At 38.6% G+C, this 18,098-nt stretch carries 13 protein-coding genes and 1 pseudogene; 4 read left to right on the forward strand and 10 right to left on the reverse strand.

All coding sequences use genetic code 11. The features are described 5' to 3' along the window. The 5 genes from ligA to A2003_RS02565 form a co-directional block, all read right to left on the reverse strand. On the reverse strand, positions 1-1,696 hold a 1,696-nt coding region (ligA, locus tag A2003_RS02545; RefSeq protein WP_286686756.1), incomplete at its 3' end, for an NAD-dependent DNA ligase LigA. Between the two features lie 72 nt (positions 1,697-1,768). After that, positions 1,769-2,767, reverse strand: a complete 999-nt coding sequence (locus tag A2003_RS02550; protein WP_087539836.1) for a cell division protein ZipA C-terminal FtsZ-binding domain-containing protein — start codon at positions 2,765-2,767, stop codon at positions 1,769-1,771. 1 nt (position 2,768) lies between these two features. Continuing rightward, entirely contained in the window at positions 2,769-6,218 is a 3,450-nt protein-coding gene (smc, locus tag A2003_RS02555) for a chromosome segregation protein SMC (RefSeq protein WP_286686757.1), read from the reverse strand. A gap of 10 nt (positions 6,219-6,228) precedes the next feature. Continuing rightward, the gene (locus A2003_RS02560) at positions 6,229-6,924 is read right to left on the reverse strand and encodes a GntR family transcriptional regulator (protein WP_004960197.1); all 696 of its coding nucleotides are present in this window, start codon (positions 6,922-6,924) and stop codon (positions 6,229-6,231) included. Positions 6,925-7,441: 517 nt separating this feature from the next. Then, the gene (locus A2003_RS02565) at positions 7,442-8,242 is read right to left on the reverse strand and encodes a sulfite exporter TauE/SafE family protein (protein ID WP_286686758.1); all 801 of its coding nucleotides are present in this window, start codon (positions 8,240-8,242) and stop codon (positions 7,442-7,444) included. Between the two features lie 28 nt (positions 8,243-8,270). On the opposite strand from A2003_RS02565, the gene A2003_RS02570 reads away from it, so the two are divergent. Continuing rightward, entirely contained in the window at positions 8,271-9,026 is a 756-nt protein-coding gene (locus A2003_RS02570; RefSeq protein ID WP_286686759.1) for a biotin--[acetyl-CoA-carboxylase] ligase, read from the forward strand. 14 nt (positions 9,027-9,040) lie between these two features. After that, the gene (locus tag A2003_RS02575) at positions 9,041-9,784 is read left to right on the forward strand and encodes a pantothenate kinase (protein ID WP_004960213.1); all 744 of its coding nucleotides are present in this window, start codon (positions 9,041-9,043) and stop codon (positions 9,782-9,784) included. Here the strand turns inward: A2003_RS02575 and A2003_RS02580 are convergent. Both A2003_RS02580 and ffh read right to left on the reverse strand, forming a co-directional pair. After that, positions 9,754-10,341, reverse strand: a complete 588-nt coding sequence (locus tag A2003_RS02580) for an RBBP9/YdeN family alpha/beta hydrolase (protein WP_212639165.1) — start codon at positions 10,339-10,341, stop codon at positions 9,754-9,756. The genes A2003_RS02575 and A2003_RS02580 overlap by 31 nt on opposite strands. A gap of 172 nt (positions 10,342-10,513) precedes the next feature. Continuing rightward, the gene (gene ffh, locus A2003_RS02585; RefSeq protein ID WP_004914148.1) at positions 10,514-11,923 is read right to left on the reverse strand and encodes a signal recognition particle protein; all 1,410 of its coding nucleotides are present in this window, start codon (positions 11,921-11,923) and stop codon (positions 10,514-10,516) included. A 147-nt stretch (positions 11,924-12,070) separates the two neighbouring features. Between ffh and A2003_RS02590 the strand changes: the two genes are divergently transcribed. Both A2003_RS02590 and A2003_RS02595 read left to right on the forward strand, forming a co-directional pair. After that, a complete protein-coding gene (locus A2003_RS02590; protein WP_286686760.1) occupies positions 12,071-12,880 on the forward strand; it encodes a cytochrome C assembly family protein in 810 nt (269 codons plus the stop codon). Between the two features lie 79 nt (positions 12,881-12,959). Next, entirely contained in the window at positions 12,960-13,889 is a 930-nt protein-coding gene (locus A2003_RS02595; RefSeq protein WP_125271953.1) for a tRNA dihydrouridine synthase, read from the forward strand. A 40-nt stretch (positions 13,890-13,929) separates the two neighbouring features. On the opposite strand, the gene A2003_RS02600 is transcribed toward A2003_RS02595, so the two are convergent. The 3 genes and pseudogenes from A2003_RS02600 to A2003_RS02610 all read right to left on the reverse strand — a co-directional run. Further along, positions 13,930-14,991, reverse strand: a complete 1,062-nt coding sequence (locus A2003_RS02600) for a pilus assembly protein FilA (protein ID WP_286686761.1) — start codon at positions 14,989-14,991, stop codon at positions 13,930-13,932. 12 nt (positions 14,992-15,003) lie between these two features. Next, positions 15,004-17,616 carry a DUF6160 family protein gene (locus A2003_RS02605; RefSeq protein WP_286686762.1) on the reverse strand — a complete coding sequence of 871 codons (2,613 nt, stop codon included), beginning with the start codon at positions 17,614-17,616 and terminating at the stop codon, positions 15,004-15,006. Between the two features lie 27 nt (positions 17,617-17,643). After that, positions 17,644-18,098: pseudogene (locus A2003_RS02610) on the reverse strand (hypothetical protein); the annotation flags it as partial.

Raw genomic sequence — 18,098 nt, forward strand, 5'->3', positions numbered from 1 at the left:
CAATCCATTCTGCCGTAATATCACCTACATCAGGTGTTTTCTTCAAAGCATCAATATTTGCAGCTTTCAAAGCATCGAAGGTCTGGAAAGTATTGGCGAGCATACGTGCCGTAGTTTCACCTACACCACGAATACCTAAAGCATAAATGAAGCGTGCCAATGAGGTTTTCTTACTCGCATCAATTGCATCAATAAGGTTTTGAACTGACTTTTCACCCATTTTTTCAATGCTGAGTAATTTTTCTCGATGTTCATGTAAGTGATAGATATCGGCTACATCTCTGAGTAGATCTAGATGTAATAATGACTCTACCCAACGATCACCTAAGCCCTCAATATCCATAGCCTTGCGTGAAACAAAGTGACGAATCGCCTCAATACGCTGTGCTGCACAATATAAACCACCAGAACAACGAGCTAAGGCCTCACCTTCTGGCATGACGACAGGAGAATCACATACTGGACAATTCGTTGGTAGATAAACAAGCTCAGCATCGGCAGGTCTAAATTCAGCCCATACCTTTTCAACTTTTGGAATCACATCACCCGTACGATACACGCTGACGGTATCGCCAACACGTACATCTAAACGATGAATTTCACCAATATTATGTAAAGTTACATTCGAGACAGTCACACCACCAACGAAGACCGGAGCTAAACGTGCAACAGGTGTTAACGTGCCAGTACGCCCTACTTGCCAGTCAATATTTTCAACCTTGGTCAAAGCCGCTTGCGCTGGGAATTTATAGGCTGTCGCCCAACGTGGCTCTCGACTTAAAAAGCCCAGTTGTTGCTGCTGTTTAAGGTCATCGACTTTGACCACCATCCCATCAATTTCAACTTTGAGATTCGGACGTTCAAGCTGAATTTGCTCATAGCGTTGTTGGACTTCTTCAATCGACTCACAAAGATATTGACGCTCTGCGATCTCAAAGCCAAATTTGGTCAACCAGTGCAAACTGTCATGCATCGTCGTTAAACCATGATGAGGCTCGCATTGAGCAATACCATAAGCATAAAAAGCCAATGGACGCGATGCTGCGATATTGGGGTCAAGCTGTCTTAAACTCCCCGCAGCAGCATTTCGTGGATTAGCAAAGGTCTTTTCACCTTTAGCCTCCTGATCTGCATTGAGTTTTTCAAAACCTGATTTTGGCATCAATACTTCTCCACGCACCTCTAAGAGTTGTGGAATAGCTTGGTGCTGAGAAGATAAAATCTTAGGTAAATTACGGATGGTTTTGACATTTTGAGTAATGTCCTCGCCTGTTTCTCCATCACCACGAGTTACGCCTCGAACCAACACACCATTTTCATACCAAAGTGAAATCGCTAAACCATCGAGTTTAAGTTCAACCTCGTATTGAACCTTTTGATTCGGTAGGCGCTCATCAATACGACGTGCAAAGGCAAATAAATCATCCTGATTGAAAACATTACCTAATGACAGCATCGGCACTGCATGAGTCACACTTTCAAATTTTGATAATGCTTGTCCACCAACTTTATTCGTGGGTGTATCAGCTTGCATAAACTCTGGATACTGTTGTTCTAATGCTTTAAGTTGATGAAATAAATGGTCATATTCACTGTCGGTGATCGTAGGTTGATCCATCACGTAGTAAGCATGATTATGTTTAGCGATCAATTGAATCAATTGACGCATTTGCTCAATAACTGAGTTTTGTTCCATTTAAATTTCACCATATAAAAGGGCGGAAAACCGCCCTATGTCTTTCATTGCATTTATTACAAAAATTTGATTTTAAACAGTTGTTTGACTTGGTCGATAGTCAATCACATGATGACGCCAATGCTCTTTCAACTGCGGAGAAAACTCGAGGTTATTCTCATCATAAACTTTACCATCAATTTCACGCGCAATTAATCCTGCAATACTGGTCATCATATCGTAGCCAGTAACCGCTTTGCTGTTTGGTAGAGCAAGGAAGAAAGCCAAGCCCTGTACTTGTTCACCTGATAACGTCTCCAAGTCAAAACCTGCTGGACCATTATCTGTAATGCGCAATACTGAAAACATCAAAGCACTTGGTTCATCAGTATTTTCATAGCGGTGGAAACATGACATTTCACCAAACCGCAAACCGTATTTAAGTAATACTTTTAATGCTTTGTCACCAGAAAGTGCACGGCGCGGGTTTGGATAGACATTTAAGGCAATAATTTCTTCAGCAGTTGCTAACGCACTTTCATCATCGTAACGTTGTTGCTCATGCAAATGGACATCTAAAATATTACTTTCACCATCAAACTCAGCAATCTCAACAGTCTCAATACTTGGGTTTAACGTGAGTTCAGGCTCAACTTTCACTTCATCAAGTTTATCGGAAGGATTTACTTGATCCTCTAAAGCCTCCCCCTCTGTCTGAGTTGGAGTGGAAAGTTCAGCTTCAGTTGCTACAGATGTTTTAACTTCAACTGATTCAGCAATCTCTTGAACTTTTTCAGGTTCAGATGCTTTTTCAACTACAGTGACTGGTTGAGAAGCAATAACGGGAGCAGCTTCGATTGGATTGGTTTTAAAACTAGGCTCAACACGTTCAACAGCTAGCTCAGGAGTTTCCACCTTCAGAATCTGATCTCTCACATGACGTGGAATCACAGGCTGATTACTTTCAGGATTAATGTGCAAATCTGCTTCTAGTGAAGGCTCAACTGGTTTTGGTTTTCTTAAAATCATTATCAAACCAACGAGCATAATCACAACGGCAATAACAATGCCTATTATTGTATTCATTTCCATATTAGGACTCCGCAACTAACCCGTATTCTTTTGCCTGTTCTAAATCGACAGTCACTAATTTTGATGTACCTGGCTCTGGCATGGTCACTCCCAATAAATCAGTTGCCATTGTCATCGCCAATTTATTATGTGTAATGTAAATGAATTGTACCTGTTCAGAAAGCTCTTTTACCAAATTACAATACCGTTGTACATTCGCATCATCCAATGGCGCATCTACTTCATCTAGAACGCAGAAAGGCGCTGGATTCAATCTAAAGATCGCAAACACCAAAGCTAAAGCAGTGAGTGCTTTTTCTCCACCTGACAGCAATGCGAGCGAACTATTACGTTTGCCTGGTGGTCGAGCCATTAATTTGACACCTGACTGCCAGTCATCCTCAAGACTCAAAGTGGCTTCACCGCCGTTAAAAACTTTAGGGAACAATACTTGTAGCTCTTGGTTGACCTGATCAAAGGTGGTCATAAATAGCTTTCGTGTTTCTTGATCAATGCTTTTCATTGCATCTTTTAGTTGGTCAACAGTATTTTGCAAATCTTGCATCTGATGGCTAAGCTCATCAAAACGCTGTGACACCTCTTCGTACTCTTGAGAAGCTGCTAAATTAACTGCGCCAATTTTCTCAAACTGTTGTTGTGCTTTTTCCAGTTTTTGCTGATGCTCTTTAATTTCAATCGACAGATCAGATACAGGTTCGGAATTAAGTTCTTTGAGTTGTTCTAAATAATGTTCACGATCTGACTTAGCTGCCTGCCATGCCAAGCGTTTTTGTTCCAACTGTTCACGCACCTGTTCATCTTTTTGTTGGGCTTGATGGCGTTGCTCTGTCAGTTGTTGCTGCTTTTCTTGTACTTGATTCAATTCAAGCTGCCATTCATTCCAATTTTTTTGCAATTTTTCAGTTTGCTGGAACTGCTCTTGGAATTGTGATTCGAGATTAGGTAACTCGAGTTGAATTGGATCAACAAATTTCTTTGCCTGTTCTATTTGCTCAATAATTTGTCGATATTGTGTCTTTAAAAAAGAAATATCTTTTTCCAACAACTCAATATGTTGATTGGCTTGCGAGGTCTGCTGGCGTAATACTTCACGTTGTTGTTGTTGTTGAGTCAACTGTTGTTGCTGCTCATCTAACTGCTCATTTAAACTTTCAACCTGAAACTGCAAAGTTTTATAGTTCGGTAATACCGCTTCTAATTTAATTGCTAGTGCATGCAAATCAATTTCTAGATCATCTCGCTGCATCGCATCTTCTTCAAGCTGCAAATCCAATTGTTTTAGTTGATCTGCCAATTGTTGTTGCTGCAATACAAAAGCCTGTGCGGTACTTTGTAGCTTGGCAATCTGCACATCCAGTTGCTGCAACTCTTTTTGCTTTTGTTTCACACTTTGCTGCTGTTGCTGCAAGATTTGTTGTTGCTGTTGCAGGCTTTGCTGTTGTTGGAAAAACTGGTTTTCCAGATCAAGCAATTGCGGTTGCTTCTGTACCAATTGCTGTTGAATTTCCTCTAAACGCACTTGATGGCTTAGCATGCCCTGTGCACTTTGGCTATCTTCATCATAGTGCAGAGCAATCACCCAATCAGCCCCGACATGATAACCATCAAGCGTCAAAATCGATTGTGCATGAATAAGATCAGACTGATGACTCAATGCTATTGTTAAATCATCTGCAACGGCAACATTTGCCCAGAGCGAAGATTGTGGAGCTTCAATAAAATCATTTAAACGACGCAGTTGTTGTATTTGAATCTTTTGCTGCGTGGATGATTTTAACTGACGTGCCACATCTTCTTGGAATGTTTGTCCACTTTCGATCAACTGTGCTTGTAACCATTTAGCTAAAAATTTCTCAATGATCACAGCATGAGATTTGCCTTGAGTTGTTAAGCGCAAGCTTTGCATCAATCGAACAGCATTTTGATTTTGTTTTGGACTCTGCTTCGCCAGCAATTGATTCAAATTTTTCTGTTCAGCCAATAGAACTTGAATTTCTGTTTTTAAACTCTGTAGATTGGTTTTATCTTGCTGTTGTTGATCCTGCAAAATCTTTGTATTTTGTTGAAATTGCTCTATTTCGGTTTCTAAAATAATGATTTCTTGTTGTAATTTCTGCTGTAATTGTTCTAGTTGCGCTTGCTCATCATCCTGAACCTGAGCACGAATCTGATTACTTTGGTTCTGCAAAGTCTGCTTTTGTTGTTCGATTCGTTGCACATTTTTAGCAAGCTGTTCAATTTGTGCCGCCATTTGCAACTTTTTTTGTTGCTGCTGATCAACTTGGGTTTTAATTTGTTCAAATTGTTGTTGTGCTTGTTTTTGTTGCGCCTGAAGATCACTAAAGTGATGTTCGGTCGATTGTGTTTGCTGCTCCAATTCGACTAAGGCTTCACTCTGCTCATCATATTGTGCAGTTAAAGTTTCTACCTGAAGTTCAGAAAGCTGTAGTCGTTCTTTAGTTTGAAGTTTTTGTTGTTCAAGCTGAATCAAACTACTACTATTTTGTTGAAATAAGCTTTGCTTTTGCTCCAAAGTCATTTTCAATTCAGCCAGTTTCTTCTCTGCTTGTTGCCATTCATGCTGCAAAGGTGATGATTGCTGAATCAAACGTTGAAATAAAGCACTTGTCGCTTCTAAATCATGCTCAATTGTATGCGACTCTGACCGAACTAATTTAAAGCGTTCGCCAAGCTCGTTCATTTCAACAGTATATTCTTGTTGTAACTTCTGACTTTGATTCGCTTGGAAAGACAGTATTTCGATTTTTAAAGTACGAATCTGAGTTTCTAAGGTTTTATATTGGATGGCGGCTTCGGACTGGCGTTTTAGCGTTCTCAACTGTGATTTTAATTCAGCCGCTATATCTTCCAAACGCGCTAAGTTTTGCTCAGTATGTTCTAAATGCTGCAAAGTCTCACGACGACGTGCTTGATAGCGAGATACGCCAGCAGCTTCTTCAATAAACACTCGCATTTCTTCAGGTTTAGCATCAACCAAACGATTGATCATACCCTGTTCAATGACTGCATAAGAACGTGGTCCTAGACCCGTTCCTAGAAAAATATCGGTAATATCACGACGGCGGCATCGTGTGCCATTCAAGAAATATTCTGATTTACCTTCACGTGTGACCTGACGACGAACAGCAAGCTCATTATATGCATTATATGCGCCGCCTAATTTTCCATATGTATTATCGAAACGAAGCTCTACACTGGCAACACCGACAGGTTTACGCTTAGATGTCCCTGTAAAAATAACATCCTGCATACTACCGCCACGCAACTGACGTGCATTTGATTCGCCCATAACCCAACGGATCGCATCAATCACATTCGATTTTCCGCAACCGTTCGGCCCAACTACCGCAGTGCGGTTCGCCTTAAAATGTAAAGTGGTACTATCGGCAAAAGATTTAAAGCCTGAAAGTTTTAAACTGCTTAAACGCATACTGCCCTAACTAACGGCGTGAGCGTCTCGCCCAAGCCAATTCAATCTGTTTCATTCGTGTTAGAGATTCCAACACAAGGTTGCGCAAGTGTCGACAAAAATCTTCCATAAATAAAGCAGCTTGTTGTGATTTTCGGATCAAAATTGCATCAATCACTAACTTAAACAAGGTAAATGATTCTTGTAGTTCTCGACGCGATGTATTTAAGGTTAAAAAATAGCTACGACGTAGTGATGGCAACAATTCCTTATAAAATTGCATCATGTAAGGATTAGCCACCATCTCGTGTTGTTCTGCTAGATATTTAAAAATAGCATCATAGAATTTCTCTATATCACCAGCACGAACAAACTCGACAAGTTGATCCAATAACTCTTGTAGTTGCTCAGCTTCATTTACTCGCCAAGTTTCACTAATACGCTGCACAATATGCCCAAGAACCATCACATTGGTATCAAACAAAGCTTTGACTTGCTGAGCAGACATTTCAGAAACAATCGCCCCACGACGTGGAAAAATCTCGATCAAATATGTACGTTCTAGTAATAACAATGCTTCACGGACAGAGCCACGACTGACATCTAATTCTTTAGCAATGCGCAATTCTTGAATGCGTTCACCCTCGACAAGCTCACCACTAATTATTTGTTCACTAATATATTTTGCAATCTGTTCAGAAAGACTATCCGCCTCTTCGAGATTCATGAGCCCCTCGCTATCTTTGTTATTCGCATTTTCCAATGCTGTTTGCGCTTTTTTGTTTTAACTGATCTGACCTTATAAATTCTATATCATTGTCTGACAATTTCATTGCTTTTTAAGCCAATCACTACTTTTAGACACTATTTCACCTTTAAATTTGACTTAATAATCTATTTTTATAATTTAAAGATCAATTATTTAGATACTCTACTCAGCATCAACCGAATATCTGAAACATTTTTTCTAATTGATTTTTATTGATATTATTCTCATAAATTTTTATTTATGCAAAATAAGTCTCATTTAGAATTCTAGCATCCTAGTTCGTTTATCCAATGAAAAAGTAATTACAAGCAAACAACCTTATTGTTCATAACTTAATTTCCAAACGAAGATCACCATCTTTAAGCTAAAAAGTCTTTTCTTTTTAGCCGTTACACGTCAACAACATGACGTGCACTTTTAGAATAAAACAGCCTATTAAATCAACGTAATAGTAATGATTGCATGCAATTAAGAGCTAAATTAAACCTTTGTAAATAAAGTAGCTTCCAACAAAAACCAATAATCCTGCAAAACACTTCTTCAGCATCGCTGCTGATAGTCGATGCGCTACCCTAGCGCCAACTTTGGCAGTAATAAAACTCATCACACTGATCCCCAGAAAAGCATATACATGTACATAGCCAATCGTATTGGGAACATCAATCTTTTCTTTTGCACCAAACCACATAAATCCAATCGCACCTGCTAAAGCGATTGGTAAACCACAGGCTGCAGATGTTGCTACAGCTTGTTGCATCACTACACCATGTCGATTGAGATAAGGAACCGTTAAACTCCCGCCCCCAATACCAAAAATCGCGGATGCGATACCAATTCCGCCCCCTGCTGCAAATTGTAGAGGTGCTGAAGGTAAATGCTTATTAGGATCAATCTGTGCATGCGCTCCTCTAAACATTTTATAAGCCATCCACACCGCAAAAATACCAATCACTAACTGTAAATGTTGCCCTGACATCAAATCAGCAATTCCCGCCCCAAAAAAAGAGCCTAATATCAATCCTGGAGCTAGATTCTTAAATACCGACCATAGCACTGCGCCTTTTTTATGATGCGCCATGACTGAGCTGATTGAGGTAACAACTATGGTTGCAAGTGATGTACCTACAGCTATGTGCATAATGACATTAGGATCATAATTCAGCTGAGTGAATACAATAAATAAAATTGGAACAATTATTAATCCACCACCAACACCAAACAATCCTGCGGTGAATCCAGCAATTGCACCAATGAGCAAATATATGATTAACTCCATGAATACATGACCACTCTACTTGTAAAAAATGATGGATGATTTCGCAACACGCCAGTTACAGCAACTCTTAAATGCAAAGAATCAATATCCAGAAGTGGTGTTATTCAAAACCACAACGACATCTACTAATGATGATATGCGTGAGCTTGCTCAAAAAGGCATGACAACAGGTCTTGTGTGTAGCGAGCAACAAACCAAAGGACGTGGTCAACACCAACGTGAATGGGTTTCCCCTGATGGAAATGTTTATTTAAGCACACTGATTCAAACCAATACAGCACTTGATGGGCGACTTGCACTTGAAGTTGCATTGAATATTTTACAGATCCCATGCTTACGTAACTTATCATTAAACGTCAAATGGCCAAATGATTTATACAGTTCACAAGGGAAATGGGGTGGGATCTTAGTTGAACCGCTTTCTGTAAATCAAGCGATTGTCGGTGTAGGTATTAATATTAACACCCCTAATGTGGAAGATGCAGATCAATCAATTACATCGCTACATCATTTAGGGCTACAGCAACTTGAACGATTTCAGCTGATTGCTGAATTATATGTTGCGATTCAACAAGCAGCTCAATGGTTCGAACATGGTAGCTATAATCTAGCTGAACGATTTAATCATCATGCGATTTGGATCAATGAGTTTGTAGAGTTTGAACATGCACTAGGTAAAACCTATGGTCAGTTCCAAGGCATTTCGAATGATGGTGCCGTTATAATCAAATCAGATCAAACACAACAGTTCTATCAAGGTCGTTTACGTCTTGCATCTAACTAAGGGATCACAATGCGATGAAAAGTTTATGGCTTGATATTGGTAATACTCGTTTAAAATATTGGATTACACAGCAAGATCAAATTATTGAGCATGCTGCTGAATTACATCTCCAATCGCCTGCCGACTTGTTGTTAGGACTTATTCAACATTTTCGTTATCAGAACATTACTCACGTTGGGGTATCTTCTGTTCTCGACAGTGAAAATAATCATCGTATTAAAACAATCCTAGATATTTTAGAAATACCCGTCATTTTTGCCAAAGTACATACTGAATATGCTGGATTACGATGTGGCTACGATGTTCCAAGTCAGTTAGGAATAGACCGATGGTTGCAAGTATTAGCAACCGCTAAACCGAATGAGAGCTATTGTGTGATTGGATGTGGAACGGCTTTAACTATTGATCTTATTGATGGTTTCCAACATCTAGGTGGATATATTTTACCTAATCTGTACTTACAGCGTGACTCTCTGATTCAAAACACTAAGGGTATCAAAATTCCAGATTCTGCCTTTGATAATCTAGATCCAGGACATAACACCGTTGATGCTGTCCATCATGGCATTCTTTTAGGCTTGATTAGCACGATTCATCAAATCATGCAGCAATCGCCAAGAAAACTCGTACTCACAGGTGGTGATGCCAATTTGTTTGAAAAATTTTTAAAGCATTATCAACCGCAAATCGAATCGGATTTACTTTTAAAAGGCTTAAAACATTATGTTCAGGTCAATTCTGCTGCTACTAATGTTTGAATTACCTTAAATAAATGTTCAAATTCACGATAGCCATCATCCTCACAAAAATGTCCTGCTTGGCTTACTTCAATCAATTGTGCATTAATATAATGTGCAAATTTGAATGTGTATGGCACAGGCACGACAGGATCATTACTTGAAAAAAACACGATACGTCGAAGGATATTCGTTCGAAGGTATTTGCTTTCGAAACGATTTTCTTGAATAAATTGATTCCATTCTGGATGTTGCGGAATTGTTTCGTTAAAACCTGCTAAAAATAATGCTGCCTTAATAGATGTCCCTTTGAGCTTATCAGCCAGATATCTCGCTGCCGCTAGACAAGATAATCCATGTGCAACCAAAATACTTTGTTGATTAATAGTATTTAATTGAGCCTCTAAGCAAGTTTGCCAAACCTCCGCATCAGGATGACTTGAATCAGCCAGAACAACTCTTTCAGCAGAGATACCAATGCTTTTTAGTTGTTGCTCTAACCAGATATACCAATGCTGTTCTGGATTTGCATTTTCACAATGCAAAATAAAAACCTTATTTTTCATATCTTGTGACATAGTTTACATTTATCAATAAAATCATATATTTAATTTTTATTATCTAATTTTTACTAAACGTTTAGTGTTTAATTTTGTACTATTTTTATACACTAACATTTTTATACACCAACCATCAGTTAATAAAAAAGGCGCTAATGCGCCTTCTAATGAAAGTATGGGCTTTTATTTATTATTTTTTGGTATCGTTGTTACCAAATAATGGTCCCATACCGCCACCACCACCGAATTGTTTCTGCATATTGCCCAAAGATTTCAACATTTTGCTCATGCCTGATGGATTCGCAAATTTCTTCATCATCTTCGCCATTTGTGCTTGTTGCTTGATCAATTTATTCACTTCAGCAACATCCATACCACAACCAGCAGCAATACGTTTTTTACGGCTTGGATTAATTAAATCAGGATTACGACGTTCTTTAATCGTCATCGACTGAATAATCGCTTCCATACGCTTAACTTGCTTTTCAGGATTAGCTTTTTCAATTGCATCCTGAATGCCCGCATTACTCATACCAGGCAACTTATCCAAGAAGCCCATCATGCCGCCCATTTTACTCATTTGCTCAAATTGCATCAGCATATCTTCAAAGTTGAAGGTACCGCCTTTTTGCAATTTTTTCGCCATTTTTTCGGCTTTTTCTTTGTCGATCTTACGTTCAACTTCTTCGACTAAAGAAAGGACATCACCCATGCCCAAGATACGTTGTGCAACACGATCTGGGTGGAATGGCTCAAGCGCATCTAGTTTCTCACCAATACCCAAGAACTTGATCGGCTTACCCGTGATGGCACGAACAGAAAGTGCAGCACCACCGCGTGCATCACCATCAGTTTTAGTGAGAATCACACCAGTTAAAGCCAAAGCATCATTAAAAGCTTTTGCTGTATTGGCAGCATCTTGACCTGTCATCGCGTCAACGACGAACAAAGTCTCAGTCGGCTTCACAGCAGCATGTAATTCTTTGATCTCATCCATCATGTCTTCATCGACATGTAGACGACCTGCCGTATCGACAATCAAAACGTCAGCAAATTGAATTTTTGCTTGCTCAATCGCACGATTGACAATATCAATTGGTTTTTCTGACGCTTGTGATGGAATAAAACCAACACCGACTTCATTTGATACTGTTTCTAACTGCTTAATCGCTGCTGGACGATACACGTCGGCAGAAACAGTCATTACTTTTTTCTTTTGGCGCTCTTTGAGGAAACGCGCTAATTTTGCAGCCGTCGTGGTTTTACCAGCACCTTGCAAACCAGCAAGAAGGACCACAACCGGTGGTTTTGCGCTTAAATCAAGAGTCTCATTTGCCTCACCCATCATTTTGGTGAGTTCATCATAGACAATTTTTACAAATGCCTGACCTGGAGAAAGCTGAGTCATTACTTCTTGACCAAGTGCTTCTTCCTTCACCTTCGCGATAAATTCACGAGTTACAGGTAACGCCACATCGGCTTCAAGAAGTGCCATACGTACTTCACGTAAGGTATCTTTAATATTGTCTTCGGTCAGCTGCCCTGAGCCAGTAACATTTCTTAAACTCTGTGTGAGTCGTTCTGTTAAGGTATCAAACATTGCGAAATCCGCTTAAAATGGCTAGTTGCAAAAAAATCTTTCTTAAAATAGAAAATTTATGCATAAGATGCTATAGGATACTGTAGTTCGAAGCGAATTTATATCTTATATGGTGAATATTATTCATCCCCCTAAAAAAGGTTTGACATGATCAGTCTCCCCTTGGTTTACACAATTTTGGCACTTGTCTCATATACCAGTTCATTCTGGTATCTGTTTATCCATTTAATGTCAAAACGTACTCCAAATCTTTGGTGTTATGGTCTTATTGTTGTATTAGGATTGATACTTCATGGTCTTGTCTTGTCACAGGATATGATTACTCCGTTAGGGGTAAATTATGATGTATTTAATCTCATTTCCTTTACCTCTGGACTGATGTTAAGCCTAAGTTTAATTTTGAGTCTGATTCGCCCAATATTACCTCTAAATTTAATCGGCATTCCTGTTGCTGCGATTGGACTAATCCTAGGGTTTTCTTTGAGCCAATCCAATCAAACCATTGAACATCATGGAGTCGGTTTAGATACCCATATTATTTTGTCTTTGTCCGCTTATGCGGTTCTGTTAATGGCAACCATTCAAGCAGTTCTATTATGGTTTCAAGACAGAGAACTCAAGAAAAAACAAAAAAAACGTATTTGGGTCAACCTGCTCCCTCCTTTTCAAGTGATGGAATCCTTACTTTTTGATTTAATTATTACTGGGTTTGGTTTACTCACCGCCGCACTAATCTTTGGTTTCTTTACTATTGATAATTTCTTTGCTCAACACCTCGCTCACAAAACTGCATTTAGTATTATTTCTTGGTTTTTATATGGAGCTTTACTAATCGGACATTACAAATTTGGTTGGCGTGGTCGTAAAGCGATTCGATTTACAATTACAGGATTCATATTACTAGCAATCGGATTTATTGGCAGTAAATTTGTTTTAGAAATGATACTAGGGCGTTAATTTAACTGTCCCAATAAAAACTAGACAGCTTCTATTAAAATGCGTATAAACCAGTTTTTGTTTAACTAGGTAATGCATTGTGAAACTCGCACTCGCCCCTATGGAAGGTCTAACAGATCCAATTATGCGTGATGTCCTCACTCATGTTGGTCGCTTTGATTGGTGTGTGACTGAGTTTATCCGTATTACTGACAGCATTTTGCCTGACCATATTTATTACAGTTTTTGTCCTGAACTAAAAACTGATGGTAAAACAGCTGCTGGAACACCTGTACATGTTCAATTTTTGGGAAATAATCCTGAAATGCTCGCAGCCAATGCTGCTAAAGTCGTTGAACTCGGTGCTCCTGCAATTGATCTAAATTTTGGATGTCCAGCTAAAACAGTCAATCGCCATCGCGGCGGTTCAGTTTTATTAGATGAACCTGAAACGGTACATCTCTTAGTCAAAGCTGTTCGTGATGCTGTACCTAAACATATTCCAGTTTCAGCAAAAATGCGACTCGGTTATTTAGATGAAAACCATACACTCGATAATGCGCATGCCATAGAAGATGCTGGTGCTAGTTGGCTCACAGTTCATGCTCGTACAAAAGCTGATGGCTATACACCTCCTGCCTATTGGGAAAAAATCCAGCCAATTACTGAAGCATTAAAAATCAATGTAATTGCCAATGGTGAAATCTGGAATAATGCTGATGCCAAAGCATGTTTAGAACAATCAAATTGTCAGGATTTGATGATAGGACGTGGCGCTGTTACAACTCCAGATTTGACACTCTGTATCCGTGAGAATAGCAACCAAGCGATTTTAACATGGCAAGATTTGGTCGTATTACAACAACGTTTTTTAAGCGGACAATTCAAAACTGAAATTGGAATGATTGGTCGTTACAAGCAATGGTTAGGTATGATGACTAAAGCCTATCCGGAAGCTCAAGAATTGTGGAGCCTAGTAAAACGAGAAAAGCAACTTGAGAATATTCTTGAATATTTAAATAAAAAATAGGGAGCGATACTCCCTATTTTTTACTAATGCTCTTGATTAATTACAGACCACTAATTTTCATTTTTAAGTCAGTAACTGAAGCATTTTTAAATCCAACATTTCCAATTGAACTATTTTGTAAACCATTAAATCGATAATTAGCACTTCCAACCGCAGGAATTGTTGTCATATCATTACCTAATTTGATTTCATTTAATGATAAATCAACTGCATCAGAGGTGATACAAGTACTAGGTGTTGTAGAGCACGTGTTTACAAAATTTCCAAAAACAAAACCATCGGATTCAATACCAGCATGAAAATTATCTAAACGAAAACCTGTTAAAGGATTTGATGCTTTCATTTGAAACTTAAAATTTGCACCAATAGCTGTTGTTGTTGGATCAGTTTCAGTAGCGTAGCTAGAGACTAGCATCATATTACACCCTGTCCCAGCTCCACAAATAGAATCAATCGCCCCACCTAGACCCACCATGTAACCCTGTGGCGCTGCTCCGAGTTGAATATTCATTTTCGGTTTATTCGTAGCTAAAAACTTTATATTCAAACCTTCATTTAATCTAAGTAACTCTTTAACACCTGTATTTAATGTTGCTGTAGTTCCACCAAAAATGGTTCTTTGCGTATAAATACCAGGAGTTGTCAAACCCATATCTGATACAGCATTTGCACCAGCCGTATAGATAGAGAATTTAGAAAATACTAACTCATCTAAATTTCCAAAAGTTATCCCGATATTCGCGAAAGCTCCATTAGTACCAGTCCCCTTATCTGTATCAATAACAGCATTTAGACTTAAGTTAGTAGAAGTACCAGCAGCTTTTGCGGTTATAGTTGGACTCGACATAGTTGAATTAGGACTTTGTGCAAGTACTAACGCAGCTCTACCACGATATTCTGTTGCAGCAACCGTCTTCGTATCCCAACCATCAGGATCAATCACAGCCATTTGTTTAAATTCAATGCTTGGGGTAGTTACATTAATATTTAAACCATCTTGACCAGTCGCAACAGATAGACTTTGATCATCCATTGGTTGCATTGCTATTACTAGAGGACTAAAAAATAGAGTTAGACATCCTAGCATCTTATTTTTATTCATCAGATTCTATCCTTAGTTTCGAGGAATAATTCCTAATTGACCAGTAATACGTCCACCCGTCAACACCATTTCACCTAAGCGTTGTGGCTGTGCTCCCACTGTTGGAGGATAAAGATTTATATCTCGAACTCTTAATACACCCGCAATCTTTTCAGCATTTGTTGCACTATTTGCTCCACCAGTTGCTCCAATACCTGTTGTTCCAGCTGGGTTGAAAGTTAGACCTGCTTTAAAGGAAACCATACCATCACAACCAGCTGTAGGACATGTCTCTCGAGTATCTGGTGAAATAATAATTGCATTATTAAATGCAACTTTACCATCGATATTATCGAAACCTACAGTAGAACCATCTAATGGATCACTTAACTGAATTGCGCTTTTCCCACCATCTTTTACAGCCTTAAGCTCTAACTCACCAACAACACTCAAGCGACTACCGTCAGTACTGGTATATTCACTATTTGGTATTAAAGAAAGATCTATTTTCTTACCATCTAAACGTAATTTAGTAGACAACAAAACATCATTATTATTTGAGAAGTCCGCTGATGAAGCTGATGCCGGTGTAGATGTCCCTTTATATAATGCTCCTGGTAAATATCCTCCTGCAATTTGTGCAGATAAGATAATCAAAATGTCTTTTAAGCTAGCATTAAAACTTCCATTTTCAAGCCCAACTGTTCCCGTACCGCGCAATAACATATCGATATTACGCAAACCAATATAACGTACTGAGTTTGTATCAGCGTTATCTAATAACAAGATTGAAGTAGTCTTTTGCTTAGTAGTATCTGTACTTCCATTCATACCCGTAGTACTCATGGCAAGTGAAAAACCTAAACGCTCCGCACCAGCTACAACTGTGTATCTTGTTCCACCTAAATCATAATAGTAAGCATCTGCTGGAGCAGTTGTACCATACATGGCTAAATTTGCATTTAAATCATAGAAAGGTAATGCTAAACCCCACGTATTACCTGCAGTATCATTGATTTTAGGAATCGTTGTTCCTGTCGTTCTTGCACTATTGGTAAAACGACCGCTGCGTGAAAATGCCTGAAACTCTGCACCGCGAATAGCAGCCAGAAGTGCATAAGGATTTTGATCAGTCGTTCCATTATGAATATTTTGAACGTAATCAGCATCAGTGGTTAATGTTGTAGAACTCGAGCCATTCCAATAACGACTTGTTTGCAATACTTTATTCGCTGGTAATAAAACAGTTTTTGTATCTACTAAATTTAGATAAACATTTCCTGTATCAAACGAACCTCTGTTTCTCAAATTCAAACCCGTTAATTCTCCGAATTCAAATCCGTAGGTGTTAAAGCCTGCACCTCCCAGCTCCAATGTCGTCGCTTTTGTATTATCGCCTTGCAACATTGGATCATTCTTTTTAGTAAAGTCAGCTTTCATACGGAAAGCTATACCGGTATTACCAATAATATTTTGTGTCCCTGACGAACTAACCCCGTTATTCGCTTTACCTAAAATATTCGTATTATCAGGATTACCAAATTGGTTAGACGCTACATTATAAACAGGATCTGTCCGGGTAAATCCATCGTTGCTATTAGCATTTGTACCACGTATCTGTATAGAACCATTGACCATACGACCACTTGCTCCCAAACGTATGAGGCCTTTTGCAGTTTCAGGTGTGGCTTGACCATTTACTGGAGTTTTAGTGGTATCTACAGAATAACGGTTATTTGGATTTACATTTTTATTCAGCATAAATTCTAAGTTTAAACCCGAATTGCTGGCTGTAGAAGAATATGTATTTCCTGTAATTGTTCCAGAATTCGCAGGATCAGTTACACGAGTAAAATCGACATAACCGTATGTTGTATTAGGCGTGGTACTTGTTGAAGTATTTACACTACCATCTGCATTGTAATTAATAACTGCATCTGGTACTCCAGCTGCATTAGTTCGAACAATAAATCCGTCTGTACCATCAATGTACATTACGCCTTTAGCAAAAAAATTAAAATTAAAATTTTTCAGGATTAATTGATTGAGTGTTTGGCTTGGTGATAATCCAGTTGTTTGTCCAAGATAAATACTTGCATTTTTCGAAGCAAGCGTTAATTCACTCTGATCAGCTTTACTAAAAAGACCATTTCGGGTTTTAAAACTAATACTTGTATCTGAGTTAGTTTGTATCGCGATGTCCCCAACTGGACTGCCACAAGCTGTTGAGTCACAAACCTTAAACTTATTCATACTGATTAAAACAGGCGCAACTTTTAAATTGAAGTCTAATCCTGCCTTATTGGATTCACTACCAGTATTCATTTGGATATTGATATTAGGTCTTACTGTTGGTGATGAGCTATGCGATTGAATTTTGAAATTCTCAGCTTCAGCTCGTAAGGTGGTGTCAGTTGCTTTTCCTGCACTTCCACGTCCTGCATTATCTTGCCAAAACAAAGTCCCTACATTCAACTCTTTAAAATCTAAATTAACATTTAACCCATCTTGTGCGTTAACGTCGCGCATAGATGTATCATCTAATGCTTGTAAAGCATAAGTAGAGTTGCTAACTAATAAAATACTTACAGCTAGAGTATTAAGTACAAAATATCGTGTCTGTAGCTTCTGATTTTTCTTTTCCATTGTTCAATCCTTTGAATTCAATAAAATTTAACAACGAGCATGATTACTACATGCAAAAATTTGTACCTTACCATCTATTGCAAGATTGCCATTCATTTGTAAACCGATAAAACCTTTTTCTCGGCCAGTGTCATAATTATTTGCTGTTGTCACAGTAATAGGTGAAGAAGTCTCAATTACACCTGTACTTTGCGGAACTGCACTAAATGTTCCTGTTTTTAAGAATCCATAATCTTGCGGGTTAGTGCTTGTACCCTCTATCAGATTACCATTAGTATCATAATATGAAAGGACAGAGCCCGTATCTTGCTCAATTGATAATGCATTAAAGCCAAAATTACGAATTTGAATTGGCTTACTACTATCAAAAGTAAATTGCATAGCAGGCTTAATTACCGTACCAGTGCCAGTTTTTGGAAGGTATTCTAAATCAACTGCATCTAAGCCTAATTTCTGGATATTCAAAGTACCCTGCAATCCTT

The organism is Acinetobacter sp. GWC1_38_13, from assembly GCF_001767535.1.
Taxonomy (GTDB): Bacteria; Pseudomonadota; Gammaproteobacteria; order Pseudomonadales; family Moraxellaceae; genus Acinetobacter; species Acinetobacter junii.

Bases quoted from the DNA above. Each gene is read 5' to 3' on its own strand.
- A2003_RS02590 (WP_286686760.1), top strand. From the start codon at position 12,071: ATGATCAGTCTCCCCTTGGTTTACACAATTTTGGCACTTGTCTCATAT.
- A2003_RS02560 (WP_004960197.1), bottom strand. From the start codon at position 6,924: ATGAATCTCGAAGAGGCGGATAGTCTTTCTGAACAGATTGCAAAATAT.
- A2003_RS02600 (WP_286686761.1), bottom strand. From the start codon at position 14,991: ATGAATAAAAATAAGATGCTAGGATGTCTAACTCTATTTTTTAGTCCT.
- A2003_RS02565 (WP_286686758.1), bottom strand. From the start codon at position 8,242: ATGGAGTTAATCATATATTTGCTCATTGGTGCAATTGCTGGATTCACC.
- A2003_RS02570 (WP_286686759.1), top strand. From the start codon at position 8,271: ATGATGGATGATTTCGCAACACGCCAGTTACAGCAACTCTTAAATGCA.
- ffh (WP_004914148.1), bottom strand. From the start codon at position 11,923: ATGTTTGATACCTTAACAGAACGACTCACACAGAGTTTAAGAAATGTT.
- smc (WP_286686757.1), bottom strand. From the start codon at position 6,218: ATGCGTTTAAGCAGTTTAAAACTTTCAGGCTTTAAATCTTTTGCCGAT.
- A2003_RS02575 (WP_004960213.1), top strand. From the start codon at position 9,041: ATGAAAAGTTTATGGCTTGATATTGGTAATACTCGTTTAAAATATTGG.
- A2003_RS02605 (WP_286686762.1), bottom strand. From the start codon at position 17,616: ATGGAAAAGAAAAATCAGAAGCTACAGACACGATATTTTGTACTTAAT.
- A2003_RS02580 (WP_212639165.1), bottom strand. From the start codon at position 10,341: ATGTCACAAGATATGAAAAATAAGGTTTTTATTTTGCATTGTGAAAAT.
- A2003_RS02550 (WP_087539836.1), bottom strand. From the start codon at position 2,767: ATGGAAATGAATACAATAATAGGCATTGTTATTGCCGTTGTGATTATG.